Source organism: Virgibacillus sp. LDC1, from assembly GCF_025792345.1.
In the GTDB taxonomy this organism is placed as follows: Bacteria; Bacillota; Bacilli; order Paenibacillales; family Paenibacillaceae; genus Paenibacillus_AQ; species Paenibacillus_AQ lautus.
This window is the reverse complement of record NZ_JAOXLZ010000001.1, coordinates 4,177,987-4,193,244: the sequence shown is the minus strand read 5'-3', so window position 1 is coordinate 4,193,244 and position 15,258 is coordinate 4,177,987. Positions and strand designations below refer to the sequence as shown.

Below are 15,258 nucleotides of genomic sequence, written 5' to 3'. Positions count from 1 at the left end.
GGCTCCTTTTCCATTACGGCTAAAATTTATATAAGATGAACATGAGCGGTTCATTTCATATATCAAATGAGTTTACTTGTTCGGGGCCCGGAAACCGGCCTGGACGGCTTCTGCCTCGCTGCAGAACCACTGCTCCTGCTTCGTTTGCTCATAGTATGGGGATTCGGGAGTGTGGTAGATTTTTTCACCCTTCGAGTTGATGTTGCCTTTGATGTCGCAGCCTTGCTTCGACTCTTGGCTGTTCTCGTTCGGGGCTTGGGTTGCTGCTGTGTCATTACGGCCGCTGTTGTTATTGTTGTTTGTGTCGTCCTGCTCCTCCGGATGGAAGCCGTCTTCCTGGGCATAGTTCTCTACGCTCCATATGCCGAGCGCCTGGTCCCGACTGATCCGCTGCAAATCATCAAATTTGTCCACGTAGCGGGTGTTGGGCGGATAGATATAGGCCACGCGGGCAAGTCCTTCTTCAAGCAGCGATTCCTGGACCATTTTTCCATCAGCATATACGTACGCAAGAAGCCTGGAATATTTATCGCGGTTCGGACCGATATCGAACTCCAATTCAAGAAGGTCGGCTTGTTCCACCAGATCCTTCGTAAAAGCCTTGGCTTCGGGCCCGAACGGCTGTACGCCCAGCTTCGGATGGCTTGTCTCGGGCGTGTCGACCAGCAGCATGCGAACATTCTCTTTTTTACCTTCGAACATCACGCTGATGGTGTCGCCATCAACGGCTTTGACCAGTTCTACGGCTACCCGCGGAAGATTCAGATCATCGGTTGGATAGGTCGTTGGTTTTGAATTCGTCGTGCTGGTGTTTGTCTTTGGCTGGGAGTTAGCGGTTGTTGCGATTCCTTCGTTCGATGTCGCCGGGGACATCAGCGGCTGGCTGCAGCCTGACAATAGCAGCAAGGCGGTTAGCATAGCGGTTAACATTCGTTTGTTCACTTGTTGTCACTCTCCTGGCTTGGATGTTTGGTTCAGATGGTTTAGGAGTTTATGTAATGTTGATTCTATATAAGTAGTTCCTATATAGAGAACATTCGTTCTAAGCCTATATAGTAGGACATTTATCCTTGTTTTGACAATAGTGATTAAGGGCTATCTGTATATCAAAATAAAATCTTGCCGTTCTGCTGCAACTGTGATATTCTAATGTCAAATTATAACAGGCAACGGAAGCACCGTTCATGGACCGCATATTGCGGCCTTTGACGGTGCTTTTTTGGCGTTGTTACAGAAATGAGGGATTGGCTTTATGATACCGGCCCGGCTTGTGCTGGCAGTGCAGGATTCCCGGTATGTTGAACCGCTGCTGAGTTATTTCCATGGAAGTTCTTACGGATCCGCTCTCCAGGTGACCGCATTTACCCGCACCGATTCATTTCTACATTATATGGATGCGGGTGATACGCCGAATCTGGTCGTGGGGGATACGGAAATGCTGGAGAGTTGGCTGAGCCGGGGGGAGACTTCGGTTCCTTGGCTGCTTCTAAGTGAAGGCCATTCATCATCTTCTCTTTTAGAGGGGGGCAGCAGTACATTCAAGTATCAACCGCTGCCTCAGCTGATGGAAGTCATCATCACCCACTGTAAGCGAAGCGGTGGAGCGCTGGAGAAACTGAATGTCGGAACAACCCCGGTGATTGGCATTGTATCTCCCCTGAGCGGGAGCGGGAAGTCAACGATAGCCATGAATATGGCGAAGCAGCTGGGCGTGCTCGGATTAAAGGTGTTCTATCTCAATTTGGAGACGGTGAACAGCAGTGCATTATTTTCTTCCGGTTCGGTGGGCATGGAGGGGAGCTTTTCAAGATTGTTGTATGACATTAAGGCGTCACAAGAATCGGCTTCGGGGAATGAGTTGTCGATAACCCCTTATATCATCAGACATCACGGCCTGAAGTGCGATTCCTTTGAGCCCAGCTTCAATGTAAAGGAAATCACGGAGATGACCATGGAGGACACGGCTTTGCTGCTAGCTTCCCTTGCAGCGTGTAATCAATATGATGCCATTGTCGTGGATACCGAGGGGTACATGGAAGAACGAATGCAGACGGTTCTGGAGCAGGCCGGAGTGCTGATCTGGGTTTTATTGGATGATCTAATGAGTATGTATAAAAGCGGTGTGTGGATGGATCAATTGGAGCTCAAGGCTCCCGCGCTTTTCGGAAGTCTGAAGAAGCGGAGCCGATTCATTGTCAATCGTTACACAGGACAGCTTGTTAACGGATTCCCCCGCAAGGATATGAGCATAGACAGCGTACTGCCTTATATTCCTTCATGGAAACAGCTCCATCGGGAAGAACTGCTGTTGTCCTCACCCATCTATCAGAGAGAGGTATTGAAGCTCTGCCAGCAGCTGCTGGAGGGCTCGGGTATCACACCAGTGCAAGCGGGTGGTGAGCAGTGATGATGGAGGATCCGTTCAAGTCGGTTCGTGACCAGGTTCGTTCCGAGCTTGATATGAGTGCGAGCATTAACAATTCGGAATTGATGGCCCGCATCGAGGAACTGGTATGGAGAAGACGCGAGCTTATGGAGCTGACAGCCGCCGAGAAGCGGAGGCTGGTGCGGAGGGTATTTGATTCATTTCGCGGGTTGGATGTGCTTCAACCATTAGTGGATAATCCTCGAATTACGGAAATTATGATTAACAGCCACCAGGACATATTCATAGAGCAGGATGGCGAGGTGAAGAAGCTGCCGCTCCAATTCGAATCGCAGAGCCGCCTGGAGGATATCATTCAGAGCATTGTCGGTACGGTAAACCGGGTGGTGAATGAATCAACGCCCATCGTTGACGCCAGATTGAAGGATGGCTCGCGGGTAAATATCGTACTGCCTCCAATAGCGCTGAAAGGGCCGACCATGACGATCCGGAAGTTTCCGGAATCGCCGATGACGATGGATGACCTGGTTGGAAGGGGCGCGCTAACAGAGGAGGCAGCGGAGCAGCTTCGGATATTGGTCAAGGGTAAATACAATATTTTTATAGGCGGAGGGACAGGTTCGGGGAAGACGACTTTCCTGAATGCATTATCGCAGTATATTCCGCCTGATGAGCGTGTCATCACGATCGAGGATTCGGCGGAATTGAAGATCGTGACGGTTCCGAATCTTGTGTCGCTGGAGACCCGGAATGCCAACACGGAAGGCCGGGGGGAAATCGCGATACGCGATCTGATTCGTTCCTCCCTGCGGATGCGTCCGAATCGGATCGTGGTGGGCGAGGTACGAGGCAGCGAGGCGCTGGATATGCTGCAGGCGATGAATACGGGGCATGACGGAAGTCTGTCGACGGGGCACGCCAACAGCACGCAGGACATGATCAGCCGTTTGGAAACGATGGTGCTGAGCGGTGCGGATCTTCCGATCGGCGTAGTCCGTCAGCAGATTAGCTCGGCGATTGATATTTTCGTTCATTTATCCCGGCTTAGGGACCGATCGCGGCGCGTAACGGAGATTAGTGAAGTGATTGGAATGGAGGGCGGCGAGGTGTTGCTGAGTCCGCTGTATCGGTTCCGCGAGACGGGCGAATCAGGCGGCCGGGTGATTGGGAGCCTGGAGCCTTGCGGCAACCCGCTTCAATCGGCGGACAAGCTTCATATGGCCGGGATTACGACTTGGCCGCTGCAGAAGATGATGGAGGTGACGCCATGAAGCGATCTGGCGGTTCGGTCTTGACGCCTGAAGAGGGTCAAGGCGAGCGGGTGATCAAGAGGAGTAAGGGGGCTGGAAAGCGTGAGCATGCTGCCACGGCTCGAACCCATGCCCTTCCGGATTACAGTGTCTATCACCTCTCGATGAGGCAGAGAACGGCATGTGTCATCCTTGGCGGCCTTTTGTTTTTCTGCATCGGTTATCTGTTTTATCACAATCTGATTTTGTCGCTGCTGCTTGGAACGGGAGGTCTGACGGTCCCTAAATTTTGGCGACGGTTTATGCTGGAACGCAGGCGCAAGACGCTGAATCTTCACTTCAAGCAAGCTCTGTATTCCTTGTCCTCATCTCTGTCGGCTGGCCGCTCCGTGGAGAATGGGTTCAGGGACGCGGTACAGGATTTGCTGCTGCTGGATCCAGGAGGCCATAGTGATATGATCTTTGAACTCAAAGTCATTGTGTCCCGTTTGGAGTACGGCGAGCCTATTGAAACTGCTTTGCAGGATTTTGCACGAAGAGCGGGGATGGAGGATCTGACGAATTTTGCCGATGTCTTCTCGACTTGCAAACGAACAGGCGGTGATCTGGTTGAAGTCGTGCGCAGAACCTCTTCTGTCATCGGAGAAAAGCTGGATATTCAGCAGGAGATATCCGTCATGATCGCCCAGAAGAGGTTTGAATCCAAGGCGCTTCTTGCAGCGCCGTTCCTCCTGCTGCTGTTCATGAATATGACATCTCCCGATTATATGGAGTCCATGTATAGCGGATCGGGGATCTTAATCTCTACTTTTGCACTGGCGGCTCTAGGAGGCTGTTTCTTATGGATCACCAAAATGATGAATATCAAGGTGTAAGGAGGTGAGGCGGGCATGCTGACATGGATATCCGGCGCGCTGATGGTTCTGCTTGTGGGTGGTTGGGTGGTGCTGAATCAAATGTGCGGCGAACGGTACCATCGTCTTGGCAAAGTGCCAATGGAAGGTCTTAGGCTGCAGCGGTTAGCACCGCCTCTGTTGTTTCTGCTCGAGCGGGGAAAGGTTCCGATGCGCCTTCCAATTGTATTCTACCGGATGCAGGGTTCCGTTCAGAAGATCCATGGATTGCGGCACAGCACAGAAATGACGTTATTGTTTATGGCCGAGGCACTTGCGTATACATGGCTTATTTTGATCGGTGGCTGCCTGTGGACATTGCTGTTGGGGGATGTACTCGGACTTCTGGCCGGATTGGGATTGGGTGCATTGCTGCCCGTCGCTTTGGTAAAGGACCTTCATAAAAAGGTCACACTGCGCGAGCAGGATATCGTGATGGAGCTGCCGGAGCTTTTAAACAAGATTGTGCTGCTTGTTGGCGCCGGTGAGACCGTGCAGCGGGCGGTCATTCATTGTGTAGAGCGGAATAAGGACATGAACCATCCTTTGTATGTCGAGCTGAAGCGAATGGTGCTTGAATGGGAGGGAGGACATCCGTTCCAGCAAGCCTTCGAGCAGTTCAATAAACGGTGCGGCGTTCAGGAGGTATCGATATTTACAACAACCGTCCTGCTTAATTTTCGGCGCGGCGGGAATGACTTTGTCCTGGCACTGCGGGATTTGTCCCGCGTGCTGTGGGAGAAGCGCAAGGCCATTGCAAGAACAAGGGGCGAGCAGGCCTCCTCAAAGCTGGTGCTGCCAATGGTGGTCATTTTCATGATCGTGATTGTTTTGCTCGGAGCGCCTGCATTTATGATGATGAACATGTAGAAGGGACCGGTGTATGAAATATGATGTTAAGCATGGCAAAGAACGGGATGAAAACTTTTTGGAAGGATGAGAAAGGGATCGGAACGCTGGAGATGATCCTGATCCTAGTCGTTATTTTGATTATCGCGCTTATATTTAAAGATCAGATTACGGCCTTGGTGAACAACTTGTTTAAAAACGTGAACAACAAGAGTAAAGAGTTCCTTGAGTAAACGGCTGCCGAGAGGATGGAAGGACGAGACAGGGAGCTTCACGGTGGAAGCCTCCCTGGTTCTTCCCATCGTACTGATGGTGACGGTATTGCTTCTGTTCCTATGCTTGTATATCTACCAGCAGTCGATGCTGGTTCAGGCATCGGCCGCGGCTTCCGAAAGGACCGCGTATAGCTGGGACAACAGCCATAAGTTCGCAGCTACGGGATCCGTAGAGCAGGGACAATATGATTCGTTATATTGGCGGTTAACGGAAGATAACGTAGTCGGAACTCTATTTGGTTTGGCAGGGGGAGACAGTACGAGGTCAATTACATTGCCGCAGGGCGAAGCTGAGGGCGGAAAATTGCCCGAGCTTAAGCTGTCCAAGGGCGGCACGGCTGTGCCCGCTAGCATGGCGGGAGAGATGCGTTTTACAAATCAGCTGCTCATTCGAAAAGTAACGACTTCGTTAAATGAGCAGGTAACTCTGACGCCGCTGAGTCGAATATTGGACGATGGAGGCCAGATCAAGGTCAGCGCACAGTCGATCGTAGTTGATCCTGTAGAGTTTATCCGCACGGTGGATTTGATGCGATATTACGGATCGAAGTTTCAAGGCGGGAGAAATGGAACGGATAAGGCAGCCGCTGGAGAAGTTCTACAAAAGTTCGGAGGTTCGCGATAGTCATGACGAAGCATGGGAAAGCGCGGTCTAATCGGAGAAGGAGAGACGGGGGCCGATCGTCCGATGGATCTGTATCTGTTTTTTTGATTATCGCCCTGGCAGCCGTATTTATGTTTGTAGCTATCTTTATTGATTATTCCCGCATAGCGGCGATGAAGGTGCAAAGTGAAAGGCTGACAAGAGCAGCCGTACGCTCCGTGATGTCCTCCTATGATCCGCAGCTGCAGAAGGAATATGGATTATATGCCCTTGGAGACACCAGCGGCGATCTCATTATGGGCAATGTGCTGAATGACAGCATGAATCCGGGCGAACGTAGCGATGCATTCCGGTTAATGGCAATGGAGCTCGATAGCTCGGGGCTTGAGCTGCAGCGTCCGCTGGGGACTTATGACATCTTCAACCGGCAGATTATCGAGGATATGAAGTATAAAGCGCCGATTGATTTCACTTTGGAATTAGTGGGCAAGTTCAAACCGTTATCGCAGTCCATGAAGGAAGCTTCCAATACGGTCGATGTCCTTAAGAAGCTTCGCAAATTGTATGACAAGCGGGAAGCGGCGCTGGATGAGATGCTGGCAAAGCAGCGGAAGGCAGGCGAGCATGTAATCCGGCTTTCGAAGCTGGTTATGGATCCGCCGGGACAATCGATCTCTGACATTACGCTGGGGGGCAGTATGAATACCGCCGCTGATGTGGCATCACAATACGAGGATTTTAAGGCTAAACAGCAGGAGGATGCAGACCGGCCTCCTAAGGAAAAACAGTATACGCTGCTGCTCATGGCTTACCGGAGCGGAATTTCTTCCATTGGCTCACAGATCTCGAGGGAGGCCAGCCGAGTTCAGAGGGAGAATGACAAGCTTCTCTCGAGTGGGCATCAATTATGGGAGGAAGCAAGGAATCTGAATGAAGAGATGAAGCAGGTCATCAAGGATTCCGAGAACCGTTCATCTAATAAGGGATATGAACAGGTCACGAATGACGTAACACCAGGGTCTAACGATTCTTCCGGGGCGGAAGCGGAGATGATTCAATCCATACGGAAGCAAGCTGACAAATTAATTCATAGCGATGAATTCTTGAACGGCTTCCGACAGGAGATTGATCGCCAGGAGAGTCGATACCAACAGGTTGCACGAGCGGTCAGCATTCTTCAGTCTTCTCTGGGGGGAGAGGGAATGAAGGGAACGGTGCTTGAAGCCAGTCGCACATTACAGCATTTTGTCTCTAATTATGGAGTATCAGGCAGTGGAAATATTATAGATCGGCAGCAGGCGTCATTGGAACAGTTCCGCACATCGGATAAGGAACGCAAGGCGATGGAGAAGCAGGCCAATCAGAAGCTGAAGCAGGCATCCAAAGTCATTCAGGCAATTAACGGGTTGAATGGACAACATCAGGCTATTATGGATGAGTTTCGTGAACTCCAGCAGTACTATGACGAAAGTCTTCAATTTAATGCCGAAGCGGACAGTATGAGTAAGGGAAAGCCTATGGATGATGATCCGTATGATGCCGGTAAACAGGCAATGGATAATATGGATGGTATGTTTGGATTTATGGGGAACGTGCTTGGCGGTGTTAGGGATGAACTGTTTCAAAATGAGTATGCCGTTCATTACTATCAGCATTTTGATATGAGGAATTTAACCGGAATGGTTGATGGTTCCAACACTGGCGGGGATGTCATCCAGGAGTTTGCCATTGGGAACCAGGAAGTGGAGTACATTCTATATGGATTTCATAACCCCGCTGGGAACATATCGGCGGCCTATGCAGAGATTTTTGCTTCCAGGCTCGCGATCCGGACGATGGAAGGATTTATTGTGAATAGTAAATTAGGAAATCCGTTGGCGATTTTGGCGGCGGCGATTCTGTATGGGATCGAGAAGGCCATAGAGGATATGATCCAGTTGTGTCAGAAGGGGAGCGTTCAGCTATCCAAGTACGCCCCCATTGAGCTGACTTACAGGGATCATTTACGAATATTTCTGTTTATTCACAGCAATAACGAGAAGAAGCTATCGCGCATGTTGGCGTTGATTCGATTGAACACCGGCACCAATCCTGCGGAGCGATTTACCTACGCATCAGGAGAGGTCAAGACGGCCATGCGTTTATGGTTTCTTCCAGAGGTGACGAAAGCGATCGGCGTTGTATTTGGAAGCGATGGGGACGAAGTTCAGGGAAGTCGTTACATGGTAAAGCGCAAGGCGGATTTTTCCTATTAGGATTAGGGGTACTTGAATGAAACGATTATCGGTAATACAGAAACCTCTCCATAAAGGTAAAGCGTCATCGGAACAAGGAAGCGTGGTGGTGGAAGCTGCACTTGTGCTGCCGATGTTTATGTTTTTTGTCATTTTTCTCATTTATATCGTGCAAATGACGTTAATATCGACAGCACTCCAGAATACCGTTTCGGATACGGTTAAAACCGTAGCGGCTCATATGTATCCCGTCTCGCTAGCCGTACAGGCCAATGCTGGTGGCAGTGGGACAGGAGAAGGCTCACCAAGCACATCTCATTGGGAGATTCCCAAATTGTCGCTTTCTGATTGGGTTTCGAATTACAGCGACTCTCTTCCTGCTCCTGTTAATGAGTGGATCACGCAAGCCGTAGCGTCAGGCGAGGAGCCGCTGCAGCAGCTTAAGAACCAAACCGTGGAAGCCGTACTCGATCCCGTGGTCAAGCCGATGATGAAGCCGTTCATACCTGAACATCTTCTGGATTATGATCGAATCCATGTGTCCAATGTTCACATTCCCAATTTGAAGAGCGGGGCGAGTCCCTATTTCGGCATAGAGGTGAATTACGCGCTTCCGATCCGAGTTCCTTTCTTGAACAAACGAATTGTGCTGCAGGCAAAGGCTCAGGAGAGATTATGGATTGGTGATACCGGCGAAGGAGGGGCGGGTTCAGGGGACGGCTCGGGAACGAACGGGGCTATCGAGCTGCTGGAGAAGCCGAATCCGGCTGTGGCTAGCAAGCAGGCTAAGGTAAAAGTAAAAGTAGAGCCGGGAAGCAGTGCCCAATTGTCGGTCTACTATAAGAGTGGTCAGAGCACGGCTAAATATTTGGGATGGGAAACCGCGGACGGTAACGGCTATATCGAGTGGGAATGGAATGTAGGCTTTAATACAACGCCGGGAACGTGGCTGTTTGTCGTAGAGACAGCAGACGGGCAGCGGATTGAGGTGCCGTTTACGGTAGTGGCGCGGTCGGGTTCATGAGGCGTTCGAAAGTAAGGTTATGAAATAAAAGTTCCAAAAAAAGAATCGCATTATAAAGGCGTCCAGGATTTGCAATCTAAAGAAGTGTCCAAGAGAAGCAATCTAAGAAGCGTTTTAAGAGAAGCGTTCCAAAGAAATATCCAGGAAAAGTCCTTCCAAAGAAGCAATTCATTGTGCATCCATTTAATGTTCTATTAAGGCTGTTCCTTTGAATAGTCGCGCGGGGGAGGTTGATGCGTGTGGCCGTTGCCTTTGGTATTTGTGCCGTTTACCTGATTGCAGCATTCATTACAGACCTTCGTTCCATGAAAATACCGAATGTATTAACCGTTTCGGCGATGCTGTCCGGTCCTGTCTATCATGGCGTTCTGGACGGGTGGAAGGGGTTGTTCTTTTCTTTGCAGGGTCTTGGAGCAGGGTTTCTTATCTTGTTGATCATGTATTTTATAGGAGCTGTAGGAGCGGGTGACGTTAAGCTGTTTGGAGGGATTGGTGCCTGGACCGGCTTATGGTTTACCTTACAGGGCATCATGTACTCTGTCCTTTTTGCCGGTGTCATCGGGTTGCTCATCCTGCTCTGGCGGCGGGAAACGATGAAGCGAATACGCAATGTCGTTGGCAGTATCGCCGGAGTTTTTGTTATGAAGAGCTGGTTGCTATGGCGCAACAGCCAGGAGGAACACTTGCGATTCCCCTTTATGATGGCTGTCCTTCCTGGCGTAATCAGCACGTATGTAGTACTGCACTTATAGGAGGGGGAGCCTATGCTCGGATTAAAGGTGGATTTTAAGCAGAACGGTGGAACCATGATGGTGCTGGACCGGGCTGAAGGAATCCAATCATCAGAACTTAATCATGTACAGCTGGGAATGATCCGTTCTTCGAGAATCCCTCATTTTCTGAAGCTGCATATGAAAGAAGTCGATTATAAGGTAACGCTGGAATATGATATTACCGGCAAAAAAATGCTGTCTCAAGCGTTGAAGAGTGAGCGAATGACGCTGACCGAATATTTTGGATTGCTGCTGCAGATCGTCACCGCTCTGGAGGACAGCAAGTTGTATATGCTCCAACCCGAGAACTACATTCTTCATGAGGATTATCTGTTTATTGAAGGTTCCCTGCATCTTGGCACTTTATATTTAACTTATGTTCCCGTTGCAGCTAGCGAAGCAAGCAGCAATCGTCTTCCGATTTTGCTCAAAGAGCTAATGACAAGGTTGCTTGCATCGGTGACGGAGTTAAAAGGGGGAGGGATACAGGCACTGATGTCGTTCTGCAGTGAACAAAGCTTCAATCTGCCGGGACTAAAGAAGCTTGTGGTCGAGCTGTTAGCTGGAGAGGGTGAAGAGCATCGTGCTGTAACTCAAGCAAATGCAGCAGTGCCTTCAGGTCTGAATCAAGGATCTCCCTATACCGATAGTCAATCAAGCAGCTTGGGCTCCAAGCCTGCATTCGCATTTACAGAACCGGCTCGTGGGCGGACAGCAATGCCGCAGACGGAGAGTGACATCCACACGGATAAACAGAGTTTAATCCGAGGTCTGACGGAACGTACGAATGAGATGTTTGGGAAGAGGGGCAAGAGCGAGGAAATGAATTCTCATGGGGGGCGAAGCCCCTTGGGTTCAACTCCTCCGTGGTTACCTGATACGGATACGGATGATACAAATTCAGATGATGCGGACAATGACAAGACTTCACCGGTTCGTACCTATATTTTGTTAGGATGTTTGCTCGCCGCAGCGGGAGCTTGGAGATTGTTGTATATGAATCAGCGATCTCCACTGATGTTGGGGGTATCGGTTGGGATTACGATTCTACTTGCTGCAGTAGCCTGGCTTGGCTGGACAGGTAAACTCCAGCTGCTATCACGGAGATCCGGCGATTGGTCCGGTTCCCTGCCAATGTTCGAGTCAACAGAGCTTAGCCCGCAGGAGCATTCCAAGTGGAAGTCCGTCCCACGTTTTCAGGCGGATCCTTTATCGGGCCTTCTTGGGGATAACTCGGAAACAGACGCTGGAAAAGCAGCTATAGAGCTTGAGGAGGGGAAAGAGAATTGGAGATGGCGAGTTCCTAAATCTCCAGTTAACTCCGAGAGAGTTCACCATGCAGCGGGATATCCCGCACCGTCTCCGCAGGGCCATGCTTATTCGCGTCCATCTGAGGCAGCAGCTGCGGCAGAGGATTCGTATGGGGAAGAGGGGGATTATTATGCCCATTTGTCTCAACGGACGGAGGTGCTTTCATCCTCTGGAGGCGGGGGAGCTACCGTCCTGCTAAGTCCGGATGCTGCAGCCCGTCCAGCCGTGCAACATTCAGCAGGAGTTTACCTCGAACTAAACGAACCGAATACAGCCACCCCACAGCGGATAGAACTGCATCAGCCCCATTTTATCATCGGCCGTTCTCCCGACGTAGCCCAATTCGTCGCGCAGGGAGTGGGGACTTCACGGGCGCATGTCGAGCTTTCGCGCGAAAGCGGAGGGTACGTCCTGAAGGATTTGGGTTCTAGAAACGGTACGATGTTGAAAGGAGAATCCATGGTGCCTTATAAAGAATATCCTTTGATGGAGGGGGATGTTTTTATTATTGCGGGATGGTCGTTTACCTTGCGCAGGGGTTAATATTAATACGGGATTATATAGTAGGAGTAAGATTTACGTAGCTATGATTCTAAGAAGTTTAGAGAAAACTCGGATTATTGCAGAAAACCAAAGGTGTACCCTAATTTTTAGAGGGGCCTTTGGTTTTTTATTTTTACTAGATCTATAAAAAACATCTGGTATGATGATTATGGTAAAATGTACCGATTAACTATACATGACTAGCTTTGTATATGTTAACGATTAATTGAAAAAACATCTTGTGTTTTTTGATTCATGTGTATAAGGAGGACTTTGATGTGTCTGAAGATCTAAATAGAGAAATATTGAAAGAGCTAAAAGAAATCAATAATAAACTAGACACCTTGAACTCGTCAAAAGGAATCTCAGGAACTCTAAAAGTTATTGCCCTGATATTCGGGTTTTTAGTGATAGGACCTTTGCTTGTAGGGATAATGGTGTATCTATTTAATTTAGCTGGCTAAGGTAAACAGCCCCTGCCAGAAGCCCAGACGGACAATCCCGGAAGGGGCTTTATAAGCTCCAACAAGAGTAACTCGTCCAGCGATGCTGGTATGGCGTGTAGTCGATGCTTTTTTGTGTAGAATCATCTATAGGTAAAAATGAATTCTTTTTGTATGGTACCTTGAGAACAGCACTCTACTCATTGAGGTCACTGTCATAGCTGGAGCTGGAAATTTAGCTGCAACACCAGTTTTTTCTCGCAAACCGAAAACTCTATTTGGTTTACTCTCCGGCCCGTTCATTGCCTCTTATCGCCTCCTGCTCGCGGAAGACGGAAGGAGTCAGGCCGTATTTTTTCTTGAATAGAGTGGAGAAGTAAGTGATATTGTACATTCCGACCGATTCACTGATTTTGGCTGCAGTCTCATGGGTGGAAGCAAGCAAATCCTTTGCTTTCTCCAGCCTGGTGTGATTCAGGTATTCACTGAACGATTGACGGGTTGCTTTTTTGAAGAGCTTTCCCAAATAGCTTGGCGACAGGCCAGCAATGTTGGACACCAGCTCCAGAGATAAGTTTGGCTCGGCATAATGTTCCTGGATATAATTCTGCACTTTTTCAATGATAACATTGTGCTTCTGGGCATTCATCCAGAGATTCTTCTCTTCGATTAATGTGCAGATATTTAAACAATAGCGATTGAACGTTTCCTTGATTTCCGTCAGATGTTCGGCGGATTCAATTTCGGTCACCGCATCCAGATACTCGTTAAAATTGGAATCCGGCACATGCTGCAAATAGTCAAAGTGTTTAAGTAAGGATAGCATGAGCTGGGTGCTGTATGTAATGACCTGATTGATTGAACCGTTAGAGATCTGTTCCACGAATTGTCCGATTGCATCCCGGATTGCTTCCGGCTTCCCGGACTGCACCGCATCGATTAGCTTCTTCTCGAAGGCGCTGGGATAACTTAAGGCCGTCATCATATGGGGCCGTGTTGTTATGGCATCCAGGATCGATTCCTTCCCGTAGATTAGCCGGTATTTAACATACTGCTGCGCCGAAATATAGGAGTAAGAAATATTTTTCCTGCCGTAACTTATATCCCCTATGCCAATGGATACCGTCACCTTGAAGTAACGGTTCAGAAAACTCTGAATATTGCCCAAGGCAGCCTCGAGCTCCTCAGGCTGTTGGTTGTTCGTACACTGAAGGATTGCGACGGCTTCATTTCCCCCCATAAACAGGTAATCACATGCTCCGATAGGCTCCAGCATCTCTTTTGCAATATTGCCTAGAGCGAAGAGCAGCAGCGGCTGCTGTTCCGTCTCCATCCTCCCTCTTGTCGGTTCCAGCGCATTGATTTTGAATACAAGCACGCAAAAATAAGGCCCCGATACTTTCTTGTCGATATCCCGAATTAATTCGCTCGGAACAGAATGTTCCAGCGGATGACCCCAGAGTAACGAAAGTAAGTAATGCTCACGAATCGTTCGGGAAGAGCGGTTGATCACGAATTGCATCGATTTTTCACGTTCCTCCAACGAATGGAAAACCTCGGTCATCATCTTATATTCATCTATGAACGGCGAATCGGAGACTGGAGAATCCGTGTCCGGCATGATCCTTTCAAACAGCGCCGATAACGGTCTATAAATGCTCTTGGTCAGAAAAATAGAGATCAGCAGACCAGTCAGTACAATTCCGGCTGTCACAAGCAGCGTAACGTTGCGGAGACGGTCAATGTTGGAGATGAGTCCGGAGTAGGGGGAAACGCTTACAAAATACCAGTCCATTTTCTCCGACTTCACATAAGTGACCAGATGCTTTTTATTTTGAATATTTGTTGTGAAGCTGTTCTCTTCCTTGTCCTGATTTAGAATTTGCTGCACATACTGTTCCTCGGACCAATCGTTCAGAAATAAACTTGAATCGGTATGGGAGAGCACTTTGCCCTCTTTGTTGATGACAAAAACGTTGTTGGCGGAATCCGTTTTGCTGATTTTGCGGATCGTCGTCAGAATCGACTTTTCTTCCACATTGATATAGATAAGCGGGTTGTCGGAGGTCTTAAATGAAAAATCCGGGTACAGCAGAAAGGTCAGGAGCTGAAGCGGCGCATCGTTGTTGCGGTCGGCAACGGTCAAGCTACGTGGATAGAATTCCATGTACCGCTCCGCGCTAAGGGTGATGAGCGAGGAGTCGAATGGAAGCCCGGCAGTATCGACGGCTGTTCCCGTAGAAGGCCGGTAGATCCCGGCACTGTAAATATAAGGATACACACTTATAATCTGGTTCATTTGTTGAAATATCCGATAATTGTTCGTCTTGTCCTCCAACGTGTCATTCAGGAATGAGGTGATCTCAGGCTGGATGAGCAGCGCATTACCGATTGTCATGACTTGGTTATAGACGACCTCCGAGGCGTAAGTGATTTGGGATAACATGGCTTTGGAATTGCGATCGATCTCCTTGACGGCGCTTTTGGAGAAGAGAAGGAAGAGGACGCCGGACAGCAGGCTGACGGTTAGTAGAACGAGCAGGAAATATGAAATTGTAAGTTTTTGAAACGCCTTGTATCGAACAAGCCGATTCATGGTGTTCCGCATGAAGAATTCCTCCCAATGCCGTTAATATAACCACTTCACTATAGGACATATATGGCTAAAAAGGT

The 15,258-nt window shown here is 49.1% G+C and carries 14 protein-coding genes; 11 read left to right on the top strand and 3 right to left on the bottom strand.

Annotation, left to right across the window (positions count from 1 at the left end; genetic code table 11):
* Positions 1-72: 72 nt before the first annotated feature.
* Entirely contained in the window at positions 73-942 is an 870-nt protein-coding gene (locus OHJ21_RS18875; protein ID WP_394054160.1) for a thermonuclease family protein, read from the bottom strand.
* 310 nt (positions 943-1,252) lie between these two features.
* On the opposite strand from OHJ21_RS18875, the gene OHJ21_RS18870 reads away from it, so the two are divergent.
* The 11 genes from OHJ21_RS18870 to OHJ21_RS18820 all read left to right on the top strand — a co-directional run bounded on the left by OHJ21_RS18870 (position 1,253) and on the right by OHJ21_RS18820 (position 12,606).
* On the top strand, positions 1,253-2,407 hold the full coding sequence (locus OHJ21_RS18870; RefSeq protein ID WP_394054161.1) for a P-loop NTPase family protein: 1,155 nt from the start codon (positions 1,253-1,255) through the stop codon (positions 2,405-2,407).
* On the top strand, positions 2,407-3,657 hold the full coding sequence (locus OHJ21_RS18865; RefSeq protein WP_486020871.1) for a TadA family conjugal transfer-associated ATPase: 1,251 nt from the start codon (positions 2,407-2,409) through the stop codon (positions 3,655-3,657). The genes OHJ21_RS18870 and OHJ21_RS18865 overlap by 1 nt, the downstream gene beginning before the upstream one ends.
* Complete coding sequence (locus OHJ21_RS18860) at positions 3,654-4,511, top strand: type II secretion system F family protein (RefSeq protein WP_486020870.1); 858 nt, start codon at positions 3,654-3,656, stop codon at positions 4,509-4,511. Before OHJ21_RS18865 ends, OHJ21_RS18860 begins: the two co-directional genes overlap by 4 nt.
* A gap of 15 nt (positions 4,512-4,526) precedes the next feature.
* Positions 4,527-5,399, top strand: a complete 873-nt coding sequence (locus tag OHJ21_RS18855; protein WP_394054164.1) for a type II secretion system F family protein — start codon at positions 4,527-4,529, stop codon at positions 5,397-5,399.
* Between the two features lie 20 nt (positions 5,400-5,419).
* Positions 5,420-5,611, top strand: a complete 192-nt coding sequence (locus OHJ21_RS18850; protein WP_486020869.1) for a Flp1 family type IVb pilin — start codon at positions 5,420-5,422, stop codon at positions 5,609-5,611.
* On the top strand, positions 5,604-6,278 hold the full coding sequence (locus OHJ21_RS18845) for a TadE family protein (protein WP_486020868.1): 675 nt from the start codon (positions 5,604-5,606) through the stop codon (positions 6,276-6,278). Before OHJ21_RS18850 ends, OHJ21_RS18845 begins: the two co-directional genes overlap by 8 nt.
* Before the next feature lie 2 nt (positions 6,279-6,280).
* Positions 6,281-8,512 (top strand): hypothetical protein, encoded by a 2,232-nt coding sequence (locus OHJ21_RS18840; protein WP_486020867.1) that lies wholly within the window; start codon positions 6,281-6,283, stop codon positions 8,510-8,512.
* Between the two features lie 16 nt (positions 8,513-8,528).
* Positions 8,529-9,515, top strand: a complete 987-nt coding sequence (locus tag OHJ21_RS18835; protein ID WP_394054166.1) for a TadE/TadG family type IV pilus assembly protein — start codon at positions 8,529-8,531, stop codon at positions 9,513-9,515.
* Positions 9,516-9,754: 239 nt separating this feature from the next.
* On the top strand, positions 9,755-10,267 hold the full coding sequence (locus OHJ21_RS18830; RefSeq protein WP_100539057.1) for an A24 family peptidase: 513 nt from the start codon (positions 9,755-9,757) through the stop codon (positions 10,265-10,267).
* 12 nt (positions 10,268-10,279) lie between these two features.
* Entirely contained in the window at positions 10,280-12,142 is a 1,863-nt protein-coding gene (locus OHJ21_RS18825; RefSeq protein ID WP_486020866.1) for a DUF6382 domain-containing protein, read from the top strand.
* Between the two features lie 278 nt (positions 12,143-12,420).
* A complete protein-coding gene (locus tag OHJ21_RS18820; RefSeq protein ID WP_100539055.1) occupies positions 12,421-12,606 on the top strand; it encodes a hypothetical protein in 186 nt (61 codons plus the stop codon).
* On the opposite strand, the gene OHJ21_RS18815 is transcribed toward OHJ21_RS18820, so the two are convergent.
* Both OHJ21_RS18815 and OHJ21_RS18810 read right to left on the bottom strand, forming a co-directional pair.
* Entirely contained in the window at positions 12,595-12,732 is a 138-nt protein-coding gene (locus OHJ21_RS18815) for a hypothetical protein (RefSeq protein WP_486020865.1), read from the bottom strand. The two genes, OHJ21_RS18820 and OHJ21_RS18815, sit on opposite strands and share 12 nt — an antisense overlap.
* Before the next feature lie 136 nt (positions 12,733-12,868).
* A complete protein-coding gene (locus tag OHJ21_RS18810) occupies positions 12,869-15,193 on the bottom strand; it encodes a helix-turn-helix domain-containing protein (protein WP_486020864.1) in 2,325 nt (774 codons plus the stop codon).
* Positions 15,194-15,258: the final 65 nt, after the last annotated feature.